Origin of the sequence: Streptomyces sp. Ag109_O5-1 (assembly GCF_003814875.1) — a bacterium.
Classification (GTDB): Bacteria; Actinomycetota; Actinomycetes; order Streptomycetales; family Streptomycetaceae; genus Streptomyces; species Streptomyces sasae.
Genome location: NZ_RKQF01000001.1, coordinates 11,531,018 through 11,550,027, shown reverse-complemented (window position 1 = coordinate 11,550,027; position 19,010 = coordinate 11,531,018). Strand labels below are relative to the sequence as shown.

General features: G+C 69.8%; 13 protein-coding genes and 1 pseudogene. 5 read left to right on the top strand and 9 right to left on the bottom strand.

The window, feature by feature from the left end; all coding sequences use genetic code 11:
• Window positions 1-637: 637 nt before the first annotated feature.
• Entirely contained in the window at window positions 638-2,200 is a 1,563-nt protein-coding gene (locus tag EDD90_RS52775; RefSeq protein WP_123980579.1) for an FAD/NAD(P)-binding protein, read from the bottom strand.
• A gap of 36 nt (window positions 2,201-2,236) precedes the next feature.
• Complete coding sequence (locus EDD90_RS52770; RefSeq protein ID WP_123980577.1) at window positions 2,237-2,941, bottom strand: response regulator transcription factor; 705 nt, start codon at window positions 2,939-2,941, stop codon at window positions 2,237-2,239.
• Between the two features lie 335 nt (window positions 2,942-3,276).
• On the opposite strand from EDD90_RS52770, the gene EDD90_RS52765 reads away from it, so the two are divergent.
• From EDD90_RS52765 to EDD90_RS52745, 5 genes are all read left to right on the top strand, one after another.
• A complete protein-coding gene (locus EDD90_RS52765; RefSeq protein ID WP_123980575.1) occupies window positions 3,277-7,272 on the top strand; it encodes a type I polyketide synthase in 3,996 nt (1,331 codons plus the stop codon).
• 1,155 nt (window positions 7,273-8,427) lie between these two features.
• The gene (locus EDD90_RS52760) at window positions 8,428-9,042 is read left to right on the top strand and encodes a TetR/AcrR family transcriptional regulator (protein WP_123980573.1); all 615 of its coding nucleotides are present in this window, start codon (window positions 8,428-8,430) and stop codon (window positions 9,040-9,042) included.
• 270 nt (window positions 9,043-9,312) lie between these two features.
• Complete coding sequence (locus tag EDD90_RS52755; RefSeq protein ID WP_260328646.1) at window positions 9,313-10,503, top strand: AMP-binding protein; 1,191 nt, start codon at window positions 9,313-9,315, stop codon at window positions 10,501-10,503.
• Window positions 10,504-11,154: 651 nt separating this feature from the next.
• Window positions 11,155-11,643, top strand: a complete 489-nt coding sequence (locus tag EDD90_RS52750; protein WP_123980569.1) for a hypothetical protein — start codon at window positions 11,155-11,157, stop codon at window positions 11,641-11,643.
• Window positions 11,640-11,972, top strand: coding sequence for a transcriptional regulator (locus tag EDD90_RS52745; protein WP_123980567.1), 333 nt, complete (start codon window positions 11,640-11,642; stop codon window positions 11,970-11,972). The genes EDD90_RS52750 and EDD90_RS52745 overlap by 4 nt, the downstream gene beginning before the upstream one ends.
• Before the next feature lie 69 nt (window positions 11,973-12,041).
• On the opposite strand, the pseudogene EDD90_RS59355 reads toward EDD90_RS52745, so the two are convergent.
• The 7 genes and pseudogenes from EDD90_RS59355 to EDD90_RS52710 all read right to left on the bottom strand — a co-directional run.
• Window positions 12,042-12,431: pseudogene (locus EDD90_RS59355) on the bottom strand (protease pro-enzyme activation domain-containing protein); the annotation flags it as partial.
• Window positions 12,432-12,612: 181 nt separating this feature from the next.
• Window positions 12,613-13,818 carry a peptidoglycan DD-metalloendopeptidase family protein gene (locus EDD90_RS52735; RefSeq protein WP_123980565.1) on the bottom strand — a complete coding sequence of 402 codons (1,206 nt, stop codon included), beginning with the start codon at window positions 13,816-13,818 and terminating at the stop codon, window positions 12,613-12,615.
• Entirely contained in the window at window positions 13,811-14,560 is a 750-nt protein-coding gene (locus EDD90_RS52730; RefSeq protein ID WP_123980562.1) for a hypothetical protein, read from the bottom strand. Before EDD90_RS52730 ends, EDD90_RS52735 begins: the two co-directional genes overlap by 8 nt.
• A 636-nt stretch (window positions 14,561-15,196) precedes the next feature.
• A complete protein-coding gene (tgmC, locus tag EDD90_RS52725; protein WP_123980560.1) occupies window positions 15,197-16,366 on the bottom strand; it encodes an ATP-grasp peptide maturase system methyltransferase in 1,170 nt (389 codons plus the stop codon).
• Entirely contained in the window at window positions 16,363-17,322 is a 960-nt protein-coding gene (gene tgmB / locus EDD90_RS52720; protein ID WP_123980558.1) for an ATP-grasp ribosomal peptide maturase, read from the bottom strand. Before tgmB ends, tgmC begins: the two co-directional genes overlap by 4 nt.
• Before the next feature lie 3 nt (window positions 17,323-17,325).
• On the bottom strand, window positions 17,326-17,583 hold the full coding sequence (gene tgmA / locus EDD90_RS52715; RefSeq protein ID WP_123980556.1) for a putative ATP-grasp-modified RiPP: 258 nt from the start codon (window positions 17,581-17,583) through the stop codon (window positions 17,326-17,328).
• A 133-nt stretch (window positions 17,584-17,716) separates the two neighbouring features.
• Window positions 17,717-18,994, bottom strand: coding sequence for a M20 family metallopeptidase (locus tag EDD90_RS52710; RefSeq protein WP_260328645.1), 1,278 nt, complete (start codon window positions 18,992-18,994; stop codon window positions 17,717-17,719).
• Between the last annotated feature and the right edge of the window lie 16 nt (window positions 18,995-19,010).

The window sequence follows — 19,010 nt, the reverse complement described above, 5'->3', positions numbered from 1 at the left end:
CTGCCTGCGCCTGCGCCGACCGGCCAAGGCCCCCCGCCTTGGCGCACTGGCCGTCGCAACGGTGGCTCTCTCGCTCTCGCTCGCGGCCGCCGCACGCATGGTGTCCGCCGGTCAGGCTCAGGGGTCGCCCGCGTTCACGGCCGGCCTGGGCGCTGCGGCGCTCGCCGGAGTCTCGGCGGCCACGATTCCTGTCCTGTCCTTTCGGCTGGGCGCGCTGCGTGTGTCCCCGGTGCAGGTGAACGCGCATCGCTTCCACCTCACTTACGGGCTCGCGCTGGTGGCGTTGGCCTTCTGTCCCAAAGCCTCTGTACAGGCGCTGCGCGGCTCACAGGCGCTCTTGTGCGCGGCGATCGCCGTGGCGGGGGTCGCGCTGCCCCTTTTCGTACTCCAGGTCGGCATCCAACGCACCCGCCCCATGACGGTGGTCCTGCTCGCGTCCGCCGCTCCGGGTTTGACTTACCTCGTGGCCGCCGCCGCCGGCCGGCAGCATCTGGACGCGCCCGCCCTCGCCCTGATCAACGGCGGCCTGGTCACGGCATTCGTGGGACCGGCCGTGACCGAACGGCTCTGGTGCCCTGACCGGGCCCGCCCCGCACCGCCGCCCGCCCGCGGCCCTGGGCCCGTCGGCAGTGGGCAGTCACCGGGCGACGGGCAGCGGTCCGGCGCCGTGGCGCGGCACCGGACCGCTGCGGGGCGGGGCCGCTCGCCGGGCAGGTTCCTGCAGGGCGGCAACGATGCGCCGGCTCTGGTCAACCAGGACCGGAATGCCGAAGGTGAAGAACTGGGCGCCGGTCGCCACACTCCCGAGTGCGTACAACCGCCGGTCCGCGATGCCGTCGTGGACGAGCCGGCCGCTGCCCGGCTCCAGTTGGAGGCCACCATGCGGATGGCGGCCGACGGCACGGTCCCGTATGAGGGATGACATCAAAGGCCTGGCATCGGCGGCGAAGCACTCTAGCGACGCACTGGTTGCGTTGACGACCTTGTCGGCGCCGAACCGGGCCCGGCCCGCGATCTCGACCTCGAACCCGCCTGCGGCTCTCGGCCGGATGCCACGCAACCCGGCGAGGACCTCCAACTGCCCGCTCTCGGCGAGTGCGAGCAGCACGGCGGCGCTGGACGGCGGCATGGGACAGCACAGGCTCATGACGGTCCGCCGGTGCCTGCGCAGGATTCGGCCTTTCTCCTCCTCGCGCAGCAGCGACCATATGGTGGGACCTGCCGAGGGTATGGCGTGCTGAAGAAGACGCAGAGCGAGGTCTGGCGAGTCGACGGCCCCGAGGTGACGGCGCAGCCGGTCGACCGCACTGTCGCGCCGCACACCGGCGATCTCGTCGACGACCGTGTGCACTGCGGCACCGGCTTCGCGGAACTCGGCCCGGGCCACGCCCCACACGTCGTCGACGGTCAGCCCGCCCGACGCGGCGGCCACGGCCATGAGCCGCTGCGGGGTGAGGTGGCGCAGATCGAGCGAGCGCGGGCGCTGCCGTACTGCGGGCAGGACCCCGGCGCGGGACACCACGCTCACGGGGCCGCGGTGGCCGCGGGCCGCGATCGCGAGCACGATGTCGACGCAGGTGAGACCGCTGCCGATCACGACGACATGATCGTCGTCGGCGAGGGTCCGCAGGGTCGTGGACAGCGGATAGGGTTCCGCCAGGAACCCCGGGGCGCCGCGCAGCCCGCACACGTCCTGGGGCCCACCGGCTCCGACCGCGAGAACGACGTGGTCGAAGCACTGCTTGCGGCCGTGGCCGGTGCTCAGCAGAACCTGGTGAGGCATGCGGCGAGCCGCGGTGACGGCTTCGCTGAGGACGCTCACACGCCAGCCCCTGCGGCGCAGCTCACCGAGTCCGGCACGGGCCGAGTCCTCCAGGTACGCACCGTAGAGGGACCGGGCGGGGAAATATGCGGCCGAGCGGAAGTCCGCGTCCTGGCCCGTCGTAGAGGCGCCGGCTCGTGTGGCGAGCCAGCGCCGGAAGTGTGCGCCGTCTCCCTCGCGCACCGACATGTCCTCGGGGGTGGCGTTGACCCTGAGGATCTCCGTGTCCACCTGATAGGCGCGCCCCCGCCACACATGGGGCGTCGGCTCGAAGACGACGAGCTCACCCGGCAAGCCGTCCGCCCTGGCCAGGGCGTCCACAAGGCAGACTGCAGCCGCACCGCCTCCGACGACACCGATGGAGATACCACGGGACATGCGATCAGTCACCTGCCTGCAGAGGCGCGGAACAGCTCAGTTGGCGTTCTTGATCATCAAGACGGCCTCGAGCCGGTTTCGGGCGTTGAGCTTGGGCAGCGCGTGAGAGACATGGCTCTTGACTGTGGTGGGTGAGACACCCAGGGCCCGGGCCGTCTCGGCCGTAGACATGCCTCGCGCGAGGAGACTGAGCACTTCGTGCTCACGGCCGGTCAGGGGCAGGCCGGTCAGCTTGCCCAGGTCGGCAGCCGCGTGTCCGCCGTGCGGGGACGCCGGCCGGTAGAGCGTGATCAACTCAGCCGACAGCAGCGCATATCCGCAGGCCACGGCCTGAACAGCCGCAGGGATCCGGTCCACTTCGAGATCCTTGACGAGACACCCGGACGCGCCCGCTGCCATGGCCCGGTTCAGTGCGAGGTTGTCCCAGCGCGCGAGGAGCAGCACCACGCGGACACCACGCGCCACCAGCAGGCGGATCGTGGCATCGGTGTCGGCCTGCGGGCAGGGAGCCAGCACGACGACATCCGCGTGATCGAGGCCAGGCCACGTCTCCACGGGGGTGTAGGAGTCCAGGGACGCCAGCAGTCGCAGCCGACGGCCCTCGGGGCCACTTGCAGCACGCAGTGCGTCGCTGAGGACCTGCCGGGACAGGGGGTCGTAATCGGCCAGTACCAGGTTCGTCGTGGACTGCTGCGTCTCCACGGAGAGCAGTGGCATCACGTACTCGGGACTCATCGTCATGGTGTGCCCTCAAGACCCTTCGATCAAGAACTCCGACTGAGCGGCGGCCTGTGCCGTTGCCGGGAGCCAGGCCACGACGCGCAACCTCGATCACCGATCCCCGCCACCGAGCAATTTATGAACTCAAGAATAATCATAGACACGAGTTCAAGCATAGAGGCGAGTTTACGTATCGCGTGATCCACGTCACGGGAACTTGCGGTCAAAACGGGCTATAGCCGCTAAAACGAAAGGATCCTGTCGCCACTTTGCGAGAAGTTTGAAGCGCCTTGCAGCACTCTTGAGGCCAAGGTTGGGCGGCAGTGTAAGTTTGGATCCCGCTAGCCGCTGGCACCATGCACGTCCTCCCGCCGACTCCTCGACGGCGGGCCCCAGTTCCCTACTCATCAAAGGCGGACTCGTACATGGAGCACTCGGTACACGCTGGTGAGGCTGTCGCCGTAGTGGGCATGAGCTGCAGATTCCCGCAGGCCGGCAGCGTGAACGACTACTGGCGGATGCTGATCGACAACACCGACGCCGTCACCCCCGTCCCCGAGGACAGGTTCGACGCCGCCGCGTACCACTCTCCGGCCCCCGCGACACCGGGCAAGACGGTTTCCAAGGACGGCGGTTTCCTCAAGGACGCCTTTTCGTTCGACGCGGGCTTCTTCGGGGTATCACCGGCCGAAGCCCGGACCATGGACCCTCAGCAGCGCCTCCTGCTGCACGTCACCTGGGAAGCCCTCGAAGCGGCCGGAATACGCCCCTCCTCCCTCGCGGCGACGCGGACCGGAGTATTCGTCGGCCAGGCGACGGGAGAGTACGCGGAAACGGCGCCGCAGCCCGACGGCCCCCACATCCACCATGCCGCAGGCTGCCGGATCAGGGCTGTCGCCGCGGGACGCATCTCGTACGCGCTGGACCTGCGAGGACCCAGCATCGTGCTGGACACCGCGTGCTCGTCCTCCCTCGTGGCGGTCCATACCGCACGGCAGAGCCTGCTGACCGGCGAGAGCGACCTCGCCATCGCGAGCGCGGCGAACATCATCCTGTCCCCGCACGACTCCATCGCCTACTCGCAAGGGGGAATGCTCTCCGCCGGCGGGCGCTGCCGCTTCGGCGATGCCGGCGCCGACGGCTTCGTCCGCAGTGAAGGCATCGCAACCGTGGTCCTCAAGAGGCTGCCGGACGCCCTGCGCGACGGCACCCCCGTCCTGGCCCTCCTGCTCGGCAGCGCGGTGACCAACGACGGCAAGGGCAGCGGATTACTACTCAAGCCCTCGGTAACCGGTCAGGCCGACATGCTGCGCGAGGCCTGCCGCAGTGCGGGCATCACTCCCGGACAGCTCGACTACGTCGAGGCCCACGGCACCGGAACACGGGTCGGGGACGCGGTGGAGCTGTCCGCCCTGGCCGAAGCCACCGCGGACGGCCGGAGCCCCGAACATCCGCTCAAAACCGGGTCGGTGAAGACGAACATCGGTCACGCCGAAGCCGCCGCCGGTCTCGCAGGGCTGATCAAGGCTGTGCTGATCGCCCGGCACGGAGTCGTCCCCGCCTCCCTCCACGTCGACACACCGCACCCGCTGCTCGCCGACGGCAGGCTGCCGGTCGAGCTCGTCACCTCGAACCAGCCGCTGCGCAAAGCGGGACGGCAGGCTCTCCTCGGGGTCAGCTCCTTCGGACTCTCCGGGACCAACGCCCACGTGGTCATAGGCGAGTTCACCCCAGAACCCGAGGACGACACCGCGGGCGGGCCGGCCGCGCACAACAGCGATGACCACCTTCTGACCCTCACCGCGCGCTCGCCGACAGCGCTGCGCCAACTGGCCGACGCCTACGCCGATCATCTCGCCCCGCAAGGCGAAGGCCGCAGCCACCGGCTGGCCGACATCTGCGCCACCGCGGCCACCACGCGCGACGCCCACCCGTACCGCCTGTGGGCCACCGGGAATTCCCACGACGACCTGGCCAGAACCCTGCGCACACTGGCGGCCGGGCAGAGCACCCCCGAGGGCGCCATGACCGACGCCGGATTCAGCGCACCGCGACGGATCTGCTTCGTCTTCCCCGGCCAGGGCTCGCAGTGGCTCGGCATGGGCCGCACCATGCTGGCCTCGTCCCCCGCGTTCAGCAGGACGCTGCGCACGTGCGACCGTGCCATCCGGTCCGAGGTCGGATGGTCGGTGGAGGAGCTGCTGACCGGCCCCGGTGCGCATTTCCCCGACGAAGTCGAGAAGGTCCAGCCCGCCCTGTGGGCGATGCAGGTGGCGCTGGCGTCCGCGTGGCGTGAACGGGGCGTCGAGCCGGACCTGTGCGTCGGACACAGCATGGGCGAGGTGGCAGCAGCCTGCGTCAGCGGTGCGCTGACACTCAAGGACGCAGCCGCGGTCGTCTGCCGGCGCAGTCAGTTGATGAAGCGCGTGGCCGGCGGAGGGGCCATGCTCGTTGTCGAACTCTCCCCGGAACAGGCCCGCCAGGAAATCTCCACCCGCACACACGCCGTCTGCGTCGCGGCACACAACGCACCCACCCGCACCGTCCTGGCCGGTGACTGCGGCGAACTTTCCGCCCTGTCAGCCGAGCTGGAGGCCCGCGGCGTGCCGAGCCATGCGGTGAACGTCAATGTCGCCTCGCACTCACCGCACATGGACCCCTTACGTGACGACCTGGTGGAGCAGCTGACCGCGCTGTCTCCGGGCCGCGCGAGGACCTGCATGGTGTCCACGGTCCGCTGCGGTGCGGTCCTCGGTCCGGAACTCGACGCCCACTACTGGGCCGACAACCTGCGCAATACCGTGCGATTCGCCGACACGATACGGAAAGTGGCAGCCGACGGGGAGTACGTCTTCGTCGAGGTCAGTCCCCATCCCGTTCTGACGGCGGCCATCGGTGAAACCCTGGCCGAGGCCGGCCTGCCCGGGGCCGCCGTCCCCACGCTGCGCCGCCAGGCAGACGAGCCCGCCGAACTCACGCATTCCACGGGCCGGCTGTTCGCGGCCGGCGGGCGGGTGTCCTGGGAGCAGTGGTACCGGCACAGGACCCGACCCGTGCCGCTGCCCTCGTACACCTGGGACACAGCCGTCTTCCGGCCGGCGCCCGCCGGGATCACGCCTGCGCAGCCGCCCACGTTCGTCCACCGCATCGACCTGGCCCGTCTGGACGTGGCCGCATGGGCCGGCCAGGTCCGCGTGCACGGTGTCAGCCCACTGCCGCCCGCCGTCAGCCTGATGGCAATCCTGGAGGCAGGGCGCAAGGCTTCCCCCGGGCTGACGAGCTCTCTCAAAGAGGTGGAACTCGGCACAGAACTCGTCGATCTGACGGCGCCCGGCGACCTCACCCTCTGCGTCACCGTAGAAGACACTCCCGGAGCACGCCGGGCACAGGTGGAGGCTGAACGCTCCGGAACCGGCGACCGCGTTCTGTGCGCAACCGCCGTGCTGGGCACCACCGACACGGACGGCCACGATGCGCTCGAGGGCTCCTGGACCCTGGACGCCGCTCTCTCCCGCTGCGCCGAGCATGTCTCCGCCGCCGAGTTCACCGAACTCGCGCGAGGACAGGGTTTCGAGATCGGCGAGGCGTTCGCGGGCGTGGAGCGACTGTGGCGACGGGAGGGGGAAGCAGTGGCGCGCATGCGCCGGCCGAAAGCTCACCCTCATGCGGCCTGGGAAAGCTGCCTGCAGCCGATGCTCGCCACCTGGGCCTCACCCCGCTGCCCGGGCATCCCCGGCCACGCGTACGCCCCGATCGGCTTCGACGACGTCCGGCTCGCGCAAGACCTGCCCGAGCACTTCTGGAGCATGGCCCTCCTCAGGAACCCGGCAGGGACACAACAGGCAGTCGCCGATGTGCTCGTCCTGGGCATCGACGGCCGGATGATCGCCGAGTTCCGGGGCGTCCGCCTCAACCGCCTGCGCGAGCACAGGCATCCGGCAGCACGCCGGCTGCGGGCCGCGGCCGCACGGCTACGCAGCATCACCAGCCGGCTGACCGGCCAGACAGGCCGGGCGGCGCCCGCCGGGCCCGAACCCGTCCTCCTTCCTGTGGAGCCGACGATGCCGTCACCGGCTCCCTGCGCCCCCGCCCAACAGAAAACGCCGTCAGGAAACTTCACCGCCGACGAGCTGCTGCACCAGGCCGCGGACATCCTCGGCATGCCACCGGGCGGCCTCGACCCGCGCCGGGCACTGCGTGACTTCGGCCTCGACTCGCTGATGGCAACGGTGCTGCAACGACGGCTGCGCACCGACTGCAACATCGAGGTCCCCCTGGGACAGCTGCTGGGCACAGAGAGCCTGGCCACCATCTCCAAGAGCCTCACCCGAGGTGGCGCAGTACCCGCCTAGCGCCGCATCAGGCACCGTTCGCCCTGTGGTGATGTGACGCGCCGTCCGGATGCCGTGCCGGGCGGCGCGCGACCGCCACCCTGTCCGGGTAGCGCAACGAGTACATGCACGCGAGATCGACGACAACGAGAGCAGACGGCCGACCAGGACCACCCGCCGGGGCACCGGGCCGGTGGCCACCTGGCGGCGAGCCCGGACGGTGCCGCTGTCCGCGCAGGCCATGCCGGCGACGGAAACCGCCAACGTGACTTTCACCAGCGACAACCGGGTCCGGAACGTGATCCACCACTCCGACACCGATGGCTTCGACCCCCTGCACCCGAAGGACAAGGACGGCCGGCCCAAGACCTTCACCCTGCCTGAGCAGTGCGAGACCAAGAAGACCGTGAAGCCCCAGCCGGCCGAGCACGACCTGCCGTTCCCGGCCCAAAACCCGACCAGGCCGACAAACTTCCCGGCCGCCGAGAGAGCGCCCGACGCCATCAGCCCACCAGGGTCCGGGCATCCTCCTTTGCAAGGACAGCGTCTGCTTTCAGCACCTGGAGACCCAAAAGACCCGCGCCCCCGACCACGCCGCCAGGAAGGCCCGCACCGGACACCTCCACCCGATCGCCGACGGCGAGGCCGTACCCGAGAAGGGCGAGCCCGAAGCCGTCTTCTGCACGGACACGTCCAAACCGCCCGGCCTCATGCCCCGCCCGGGCCTGCAGCAGGCCAAACGCGCCGACACGCCCAAGGACCCCGACCGCGAACCCCGCCGCATCCCGACCACGTCAAGAACGCCGACACCTGCCGGCCCGTCCCCCGCCCCCCACCCCCGTCCCCCGTCCCCCGTCCCCCGTCCCCCGTCCCCGCACCAAACGGCCGGCCGCGTCGCAGCGGCGAGGCGTCCGCGCCCCTGCGAAACAACGTCCCGCACACCCTGCGCGGCACCTCCGCCAGGCACCCGACGAGGCAGAAAGTCTGCCGATACGGCACCGGACAGCGGACGGAGCCACGCCGGGGCCACCCTGCCGCCACCCGAGCGGCAGCCCCGACGTCACTGTTCCCCACCAACTGTGACCATAACCCATAGATGTACCGTGGTATAAGTTCTATGGGTGTCGGTTGCCGCGCGCGGCGTCCGAACGACTGAAGAGAATGAGGGGCTCGCTCATGCCAGGGATCACACAGCCGGTCGGCCGCCGCGAACGCAACAAGCAGAGGGTCAAGGACCGTCTGTACGCCTCGGCACTCGACCTGTTCACCGAGCAGGGATACGACCACACATCGATCGACGAGATCGCCGAGCGGGCCGACGTGGCACGCGGGACCTTCTTCAACTATTTCCAGCGCAAGGACGACCTCATCAGCGCCTGGGGCGAGCAGCGCCGCCTGAAACTGCTGGCCACCCTCGAGAAGGAGGGACCCGCGCACGGTGCCGACGCGGCGTCCCGGCTGTACGAGTGTATGGCCGTCCTCGGACGCATCAACGAAGAAGAGCGCGACCTCACTGCCGCCATGCTGTCCGCCTGGGTCAAGGCGGGCCGCCCGCTCACCGAGGAACCCTATATCGGCCGCATATTCGCCGAGGTCGTGGAGGCGGGACGCAGCAAGGGGGAACTCACCGCCGATCTGGCCCCGGAGCATGTGGGAAACGTCCTGCACGATGTCTACTTCGGAATTCTCTACCGCTGGTCGCAGTCCACGACAGCCGAACAAGGCGCTCTCGAGCGCGAACTCCGTGCGGCCGTGAAGCTGTTGCTCGCCGGCATCGCCGTGCAAGGCTGACACCGCTGCGGCCCCGGCTCGTCCTTCCGATGAGCCGGTGATCCAGCGGCCGAAGCCTCCACCAACGGCGATGGTCCGAAACCCCGCAGTTCCACCGGCGCGCGATGCGTACATGAAATCCCGCAGGAAGACTGGGATTCCACCATTCACAGCGCGAGGCCCAGACGGCCCCTGCCATCCTGAACGGGGTAGGCGACGATGGAACACCGTAAGCTGAACGAAATCGTTCAGTTCGCCCGGAAGAACTCTCCGTTTTACGGCAACTTGTACATGGATCTGCCCGACGTGGTGAACGATGTCTCCGATCTCCCCCTCATCGACCACACGGACTTCTGGTCGGCGAACACCGTCTCCGGCAACCGCGTACTGACACAGCCGCTCACCGAAGCGGTGGTCCTCAAGACCGGCGGAACCACAGGGGCACCGAAGTTCGCCTGCTACACACGCGGTGAATGGAGCGACTTCGTCGCCGGCATAGCCGAGTCCATGGCCAGGAACGGGCTGCGCCACGGACACCGCGTAGCGAACCTCTTCTACGGTGGAGAGCTGTATGCGAGCTTCCTGCTGTGGCAGGAAAGCCTCACGACGATCACCACAGACAACGTCCGTCTGCCCATCGGGGGCGCCGCATCGCCCGAGGCAGTCCACACCATCCTCAAGGACTTCGATGCCCAGGTGACATGCTCCACCCCGACAACCATCTGCCGAGTCGCCGGATTCATGCTGGAACACGGCTACCAGCTCCCGTCCATGGAAATCATCTTCTTCGCCGGCGAACCGGTATTCGAAGACCAGCGGCGACTCTTGGCCGCCGCCTTCCCCAACGCCGAGATCTGCGCCGCGATCTACGGAAGCACCGACGCCGGCATCATCGGCAGCCCGCTGCGCGGCGCCGACCAGCGCATGTTCCAGGCACCGGACCGCGACACCGTCCTGGAGATCGTCGACGACGCCACCGGCGAACCCATCAGGGAAACAGGCCGCAGCGGACGCCTGATCAAGACCGATCTGCGCCGACGGCTCATGCCGGTACTGCGATACCCCGTAGGCGACCGGGCAGAATGGGCGGACTACGACAAGAGGCTCTTCCGGCTGCAAGGACGCCACGCCGAAGGCGTACGCATAGGACCCGTCTCCCTGTACACAGAAGACTTCCGGCGCATCGTCAACGAGGTCGACACCGCACAGGCCATCATCGGCATGCAACTGGTCGAACGCAGGACCGACGGCCTCGACAGCCTCCTCATCCGACTGGCAGCCAGGCCCGACTACACCGAAACCCAGGCCCTCACCCAGGCACTCCTCGCCGAACTCCACGCCAGCCGGCCGATGATCAGCGACACCATCGCCGCCGGCATGATCGGCCCACTCACCGTGGAATGGAAGCCCTACAACGAACTACAGATCAACCCCCGCAGCGGAAAACTCATGCCCGTGGTCGACGAACGACCCACCCGATAACACAACCGGCCCCCCAGCCGACCCCCGAACAGCCGGCCGCCGCGCCACCATCCCCCGAACGCGGCGGCCGGCCCCCTCCAGCCCACAACACGCAAAACAACCAACACCACAACACACCCACCAAGAACCACGACCACCAGACCACCACCACGAACAACCCCGGACCCCACCACCCACAGACACAACCCGCCCCCACCGGCAAGACACCACCCTGACAACCCCCGCGACACCCCCCTGCCCCTGCCCCTGCCCCTGCCCCTGCCCCTGCCGCAGCACTGCACAGGCTCACATCCCGCCGCCCAGCCCTCCCGGACGAGCGGGACACACGAAACCGGATCCTGCAGGCGGCCGACCGACCACCGCCCCGACACAGCGGCGCGGGCACAGCAGCGCCAGGAAGATCACCAACAGCACACGGCAGCCAGAACCGTTTCCAAAGACCCTCATCAGAATCCGCCCAGGAACACCGGCGCGCTCACCGACGCCTCCCCCGTCGCCCAGGCCCGCCCCGGAGCCGAGCCCGACAAGGGCGCCCTGGCCGAGCACGGGGAGACCACAGCAGCCTGATCCACCGCCCGGTCCACGGCCCTTGACAAGGCCGGGGAGCTCCCCGTTACTTTCCTGATAGGAAAGTATTGTCGGGGAGGGAAAATGGATGATCGAGTCGAGCCGGCGGACGCCGCACGCGCCCTGAGCGAGATCGACCGGCGGCGCGAGCAGGTGATCCGGCGCAAGATCTTCCCCAGTTGGTGGTGGTGGGCCTACGCCGTCCTGATCACCGAACTCGCGGCATCCGCCGAGTCCGGGCGCGGCGTGCTCCTCGGGACCGGCATCGCCCTGTTCGTGGCCGGCTCGCTCGTCGTCGACCTGCCGGTCCGCCGCGCATCCCGCGCCGCCGCACCGCGCCGCGGCCTGGCCGGCCCGGGGGCCGCCCGCACGACACTGATCGGATCGGCGGCCTTTGCGGCGGCCCTGCTCGGCGTGGGTCTGGCGACCGGAATCAGCCTCAAGGCGGCCGGGGCGCCCTGTCCGGGAACGATCGCCGCCGCCGTCACAGGAGTGGTGTTCGCCATCGGGGGGCCGATGCTCGTACGGCTGGACGCGGCCACGCTGGTACGGCGCTCCAGGAGCCGGCAGTGAACACGCCCAGGTTCGACGAACTGATCCACGCGCCCACCCGGCTCTCGCTGGTCGCCTTCCTCGCCGCGACCGGATGGGCGGACTTCAAAGTACTGCGCGACAGCATCGGCCTTTCCGACTCCGCCCTGTCCAAACAGCTCACCACCCTGGAAGACGCCGGCTACATCGAGATCCGCAAGACCTTCGTCGGCAAGCGACCACGCACCTCCGCCCGCCTCACCACCAACGGCCGCACCGCCCTCGACCGGCACGCGCTGGCACTCCAGGAGATCATCACCGGCGCCGGCAGCTCGATGCTCCCGGCCAACCCGACAACCCAGCAGCCCTAGCAAGACACCCACCGGCCGGCCACCGACGCGCCACACCCCGACCACCCCTTCCCGGGGGGAGGTTCGGGCGATGACGGTGAATCCGGACCCGACCAGCCATGCCGTGAGGGTCCGGATCTGACGGTCCGTCGGGCCGAAGTGCCGTCGGTGATCCGCCGGGGTGAGGTAGTGCCGGTAGTGCGGGCTGCGGGGGTCGCTGATGTCGCGCAGGAACGCCGCGAGCCCTTGCGGGTCACGGGAGTTGAGGTAGAGACGCGCGCTGACGTGACTACCGGCGGGAACAGGGCCGGTGTCGGCGGTCCGCGTCGCGTATGCGGGCCGGGATCCCACGAGAGGGTGCCGGTCGGCCGCGTGGGCGGCGGGTAGGGAGCCGACGGTGCCGAGCAGCGTGGCGCAGGCAGCCGCGACGACGGAGCCGCGCAGGCGACGCAGCGGGCGTATGGGGGCATGGAGAGGCATGGGATGCAGACCTTTTGGTGTGGGAGCGCCGGACGGCGCGCAGAGCAGAACGAAGGGGCGCGGCACGGACGTCTCGCCGTACCGGCCCGGTGGCTGCTGAACTGAACGGGATGCCTAGGCCGTGTCGTCAATTCCCGTCGTCCGCCCGGGTCGCGGGCAGACGGAAATTTGCCGAGAGGGCCTAGGTGCGGACGGTCCGGCCCCGGTACAGCGGGCCCGAGACCCCCTCGAACTCCAGGTCGAGGCCGAGGCCGTCGCGCTCGGCGTGGAGGTGCAGGTGCGGCTCGCTGCTGTTGCCGGAGTTGCCGACCTCGCCGAGCACCTGCCCGACGCGCACGGGGTCGCCGGTGCTCACGGTCACGGTGCCGGGGCGCAGATGGGCGAGCTTGACGATCTCGGCGCCCGTGTCGATCCACACGTGGTTGCCGTACAGGGGTTGATAGCGGACGGCGCCGGGTTCTTGGTCGTCGATGTGATCGGCGGCGGAGACGACCGTACCGTCGCAGGGTGCGTGCACGGGCTGCCCGTAGATGAGGTAGCGCTCGTTCTTGCCGTGCGTGCCCTGGGTGCGGGCGCGGTGACGCCCGCGCGTCCCGCCCGGGCCGGCCTGGACCACGTCCAGGGCGCCGCGTTGCTCGGGGACGGCGAAGTGATGGTTGAGGCTGCGTCCGCCTCCTTGCCCCACGTACCAACTGCCGCCCTGCAAGGGGAAGACGAGGGGCTGGGAGACGGCCGTCCCCCAGCGGTGACGCCGTGCCCGCATCAGGAGTACGCCGAGGACGGCGACCAGTGCGGCCCCCACGACCAGTTCGGGGGCACCGCCCGACGTGGGCAGCCCGGGCAGTCGCCAGGCGGAGGCGAGGGCGACGAGCGCCCCGGCCTCCAGCGGTCGGCGTATCCACCACGGAAACAGGGCCGGGGCACGCCAGCCCTCCACGACCAGGTATCCGGCCGCGACGATCAACAGGCGGCCGCACCAGGCGATTCGGGAGGGGGCCTCCCAGCAGGCGTCGATGCGCACGACGAACAGCAGCACCAGCACGGTCCAGGCCAGAGCCGGGCGCACCCAGTTGGTGCGCAGGCGTGCCGGGCGGTGTGCGCCGGGGGCGATCAGGAGCCCGTCCAGCTCATGGCCGTCCCTGGTGGCGGCGAAGGCGAGGGCCCGCCCCCGGGTGCCTTCGATCACCAGTCCGTCGCGGCTGTCGCGCACGCCGGTGACCTCGCCGACCCGTCCGAGCGTGGTGTCCACGATCTCGTCGAGCCGCTCCCGGCCCACGGCGGCGACCACGCGCGGTGCCAGGCGTTCCCGGTCGGCGGGCTCGGCGGTGAGGAACCGGTACAGGGCGTCCGGCGCGGCGTTCGCCGCTTCGTCGGTCGTGTCACGCATCGGCCGTACCGTCCTGTCCCGCCGTCATGGCCACCGGGGTCATGACGCGCGCGGGCAGCGGTGACCAACTCCCGCCCATTACACGTTCCTTGACGGACCGGAAGCGCCGCGCGAGTGACCGGTAGTCCTCGTCGCGCAGGCAGGTGCAGTCCGCGCCGATCATCAGTAGCCCGAAGCACACCAGGCCCATGCAGGCGATGATGCCCAGGTGCATGCCCTCCAGGGCCACCGTGTTGGCCTTCCGGATCCACGGGCGAGCGGACAGGATCGCGAAGGGCAGCGCCAGCTCGATGAAGATCGTGAAGTAGCAGAGGGCGGTACCCACGAAGGCGTTGTTCATCAGGTGCGCGTACGTGGCCGACATCTCGAAGCCGGTGATCCGGCTGATGTAGTACATCGCCACGCCGTCCTGCCACACCTTCCCGGTGATCTTCCAGTAGCCGGCGGTGAAGTACAGCACCGCGGTCTGGAAGACGATGAGAAAGGCGGCGAGGTTGTGCAGCACGGTGGAGGTCGTCGGCCGTTCGTCCGCGCGCATCCGTGCGCGCCGCCGCTTGGCGCCGGGCGCGAAGTAGGCGTTGGAGACGATGCAGACCATGAGCAGGATGACGATCTGGGCAAGGTTGTCGCCGCCTTCGAGCACATCCTGGTTCCGGTTGTGCAGCGACCACATCATCAGGGCCTGCGCGAGGGTGAGTGCCCGGCCGCCGAAGATCATGAACGCCAGGGCAACCACGATCACCGCGTGATAGGCGATCTCGAACCAGAGCGTGGAATGGCTCCACAGGAAGATCGAGAAGCCCCAGCGCGGCAGCTCGGCCCTCGCCGTGGAGATCGAGTCGTAGGAGTCCGGCCCCCACAGGAAGCGCCGCCGTGAGTAGTCGGACAGGCAGTACAGCAGGGTGGCGAAGCCGATGACGACGCGGAGCGCCGCGGCTCCGATGAGCCGGTGCTTCCTGCTCGCGAGGCGCAGCAGCGCGGCGTCCAGCCGCGCCGTGCCGGCCTGCCATCCCGCGCGGCGGTACGAGCGACGGCCTCACCATGACCGACCGACGCCGCCGCGGCCCCTTCCCGGCGCCACCGGTCACCCGAAAGTGCGTAACAGCGCGGACAGGCCGACGAGCCTGCGGACGGGCAGCGGGGCTCCGACCCCTGCGGGCACGGATACGGTTGGCGCCGGCATCACCGGCGTCCGAGCAATGAAGCGCGGAGTGCCCCGCCTGCGGCGTCCGACACTCCTGACCTCGGCCAGAGCGCGGGCTGGTGGTCGCTGTCGCCCAGCAGGCGAACATGGCGTCCCGGGGCCTGCTGGAGGCGATCGGCATGGAGCTGTTCGAGGAGCTCGAGGAGTATGGCGAGCAGGGGCAAGGCTCTCAATTCAGAGAACGTGATGCTGCCAGCGCAGCGCCGAGTGACCTTCGATCCAGTAGGTGTGGGCCTCCTGCGTGACGTGCAGTCGCACGGTGGTGATGTCGGGGCTTCCGGCGTCCTGCCATGCGGTGAGGGTCTGTTCGATCGTGTCCCACAGCGGCAGCGGGCCGCCCTGGCGTACCGTCCAGGCGTCCTCCTTCTCCAGGAAGGACGCGAACGATTCGCGGTCCGGGTCGAAGAGATACAGGAGCCGATTTCCCTCCGCGGACGTGGCGCGGGTGAAGTGCGCTCCGGGAGCGGCGAGTTGCGCGAGGAAGGCGGGCATCCACTCCTCCAGTAGTGCCGGAGGGACTTTGGTCTCCCGCTCGCTGTCGGCGTAGGCGGTGCGGGCGGACAGGTCACCGATGACCGGCACTTTTGCCTGGGAGCGGGCCTGCATGAATGAGGAGCGGCCGGTGATCCCGCCCTGGGCGGTGCCGTCGTCGGCGACTGTGACCTTGGCGAGTCCTGTGCCGTAGTGCCAGGTCCCGCCGACGGTGGCGAGGACGATACCGCCGGGTGTGGTCTGGCGGATCCAGGTGTAGGGGATGCGGCGCACCGCGCACGCGGCGATGACGCGGTCGTAGGGTGCGCGGCGGGGGTGGCCGAGGAGGCCGTCCGCAGTGACGGTCCATGTCGAGTAGCCGGCCGTCTCCAGCGCGGCGTCCGCGCGGGCTGCGACCGTGGGGTCCACTTCGACCGTGGTGACGTTGTCCTCGCCGAGGCGGTGGCACAGGAGGGCGCTGGAGTATCCGGTGCCCGTGCCGATCTCCAGTACCTGATGCCCGTCCTGCACCTCCAGGTTCTCGATCATGCCGACCACGGTCACCGGAGTGGTGGACGACGATGTCGGAGAGCCTGCGACGAGACCGCTGACCTGGTCAGCGGTGAGGTGGCCGTCGAGCTGTGTGGTCAAGGACTCGTCACGGTAGGCGATCTGCGCCCACTCATGCGGGTCGGTTCCGAGTGCTGTGACCGGGCGCCACCGGCCGCCCTCGGCAGGCAGGAACACGCCCGGGTTCAGAAACAGCTCCCGGGGCACGGCTTCCACCGCTGCTCGCCACTGAGGGCTGACGAGGACGCCCGCTTCGCTCAGGCGGCCGGCAAGGGCGCGTCGGTGGGAAGCGGTGTCGGTCATGGGGCGGCTCCTTGCATCAGCAGGTCGGCGAATGCGACGGACATGGGAAGACCGGTGGCTTCCTCCAGCCACCCCCACTGCCCGTTGGGGTTCAGCTCCAGCCACCACAGGCTGTCCGTCTTGTCCACGGCGAGGTCGAAGCTCCCCGAGACCAGCCCGGCGTGGTCCAGGTAGGCCAGGAGCATCTTCTCCATGCGGTCGGGCAGGTCCACGACACTGTAGGAGAGAGCCGAGTGGTCCTTGCGCCAGTCCAGCATCCCGGACTCGATCCGCACGGCGAACACCTGCCGGCCCACGACCAGCACCCGGAGGTCGGCCGTCTTGTCCACGACGGCTTGGAACAGGTGTGGCGCCACGCGCACACTCTCGTCGATCTCGGATGCCGTGACCGGGTCGGCCCAGCCCGTGACGGGAACACCGTCACGCCAGCAGGGCGTCCACCGGAGCGTCTTGAAGATCACCTGATCGTGCTGGGCGGTAAATTCCCGGGCTTCGGCCGGGTCGTTCGTCACCAGCGTCGGCGGGACGGTGAGCCCGAGACGCTGGGCCATGGCGAGCTGGGCGGGCTTGTAGTCGGCGGCGGCGTTGGCAAGGGGGTGGTTCACCCACAGCGGTCCGTCGAGGGCGTAGAGGATGCCGCCGAGGCCGTGGCGGACCTGGGCCGCCGCGAAACGCGCGTCATCGGCGCCGAGATGCTCGAAGGCGGGCCACACCGGCCGACGCCAGTACACCGACCGCACCACGGTCAGGTCAACGGTCCGCGACAGCGTCCGTGCCTGCCCGGACACTGGGGCCGGGCAGGCACCGAACCATGCGGACACCGTCAGGTCCGGGCCGATGTCAGCGGGGTTGAACCGGACCACCGGCACGTTCCGGCGGTTCAGATGGGCGATCACCATGTCGGCGGTGAGATCGTCCGTCTCGGTGGCCACGAGCACCGGCCTCTTGGCAGTCACCGCTCAACTGTCCTGCTCCGAGTCCTGGTCGTGCCCCTGATCCGGCGCAGAATCCGCGTTCGTGGTCGTGTCCGTCTCGGTGCCCTTGCTGGTGCCGTGCTTGCCCATGTCGATCACCTGACCGGCGTGGTCCAGGTAGACGCCGAGCTGGGTGTCGGGGTCAATCACGACCGACGCATGCGGGCGGTGGACGACGGTCGGGTACGGGGCGAGCCGGCCGGCGCCCCAGGGACGGTCCGCGGCCTGGACTGCGGTGGGCATCGTGCCTCCTTGCCGGCGGTGCGCCGCGGCGCGGCTGCCTTCGCCGACGGGCTTCGTCGGACGGGTGATCGGCTCGGCCATGAGCCAAGTCCCTCGTCTTCTCAGCGGGTACGGGGAAGGTACTGCCTCCATGTCACCGCGGGCGACGTCCCTTTCCCAGAGGCGCAGTTGGGTACTTGCTGGGAGCGGAGTTGGGAGAAATCTGGGACGCGGCTGGGATGTCGGACTCCAGCAGACGGAGCACGGCACGCCGGTAGACCGCGTACACCGTGGGCAGTTCTGCGAGGTGGGCGCGTTCGTCGATGCCGTGGAGCCCTTCGTAGGGAACCCCGAAGCCGGCCGTTGCCGGGATACCCTCGCCAGCCAGCAGGTTGCCGATGTTCGAGGGCCCGGCGGTCTTCGTCCGGACCGCGAGCCCTGCCTCGGCGGCAGCGTCCAGCAAGGCCGCAGCCGGCTGCTCGGTGTCGGTGAGCCGGAACGGCGGCCATGCCGCGACCGGGGTGATCTCGGTCGGGCGCGGGGCAGGCGAGGCTGCGTCGAGCTCGGCGACGGCCTTGCGGACGAGCGTCTCGGCGTCATGGGCATCGAATCCGGGCGTGGTGCGCACATCGATGTTGAGGTCGCACCGGTCGGGGGTGACGGAGAATCCCTGGCCACCGTGGCAGGCGGTGACCGACACCTTCGGGAGCAGCGGGAACTCCGAACCGTCCTCGACCCCGGGCAGGTCGGCCGCGTCGAGGAGGCCAACCAGGTGCGCGGCGCGGGAGATCGCACCGACCACGGTCTTGCTGGACCCGGAGTGCCCGGAGGGAGCATGCACGGTGAGGACGGCCCTCCACAGGCCCCGCCCGCCGACGACCACCTCGTCCATGCCGGGGTAGCCGATCATCACCCCGGCCGGCCGGGCCACGGCCTCGTCGGCGAGAGCGGCGCGGGCGCCGCCGAAGTTGCCGGTGTGCTCGTCGACGTCCAGGAGCACGGCGAGCCCGCCGCTCAGCTCCCGGGCCTGGGCGGCGAGGTCCTCGGCGATGTGGCAGAACATCGCCGCAGCCAGCTTGGAATCAGCCGCGCCCCGTCCCCGCAGCCAGCCGTCCACGATGTCGCCCGAGGCCGGCGGGAACGACCACGCCAACTCGTCGCCATAGGGGGCGGTGTCCACGCATGCATCGAGAGTCCACCACGCCCCCGGCCGATCACCCGGGATCTCCACCAGCAGCCCGACCAGGGCACCCGCATCGCCGTGCAGGCGCCGGTGCGGCAGGCCGCGAGCAGCGAGCCAGTCCTCCAGCACGGCGAGGACGGGCCCGTAGTCGTCGATCCCGGCCCGGCTCGGCTGCCGGATCAGGTCCTGGGCCAGCGCGACCACCGACGCCGTACGGGCCTCGTCCGGCCGCTGAAGGTTCCTGCTCACGCCTCTCCCCACCACG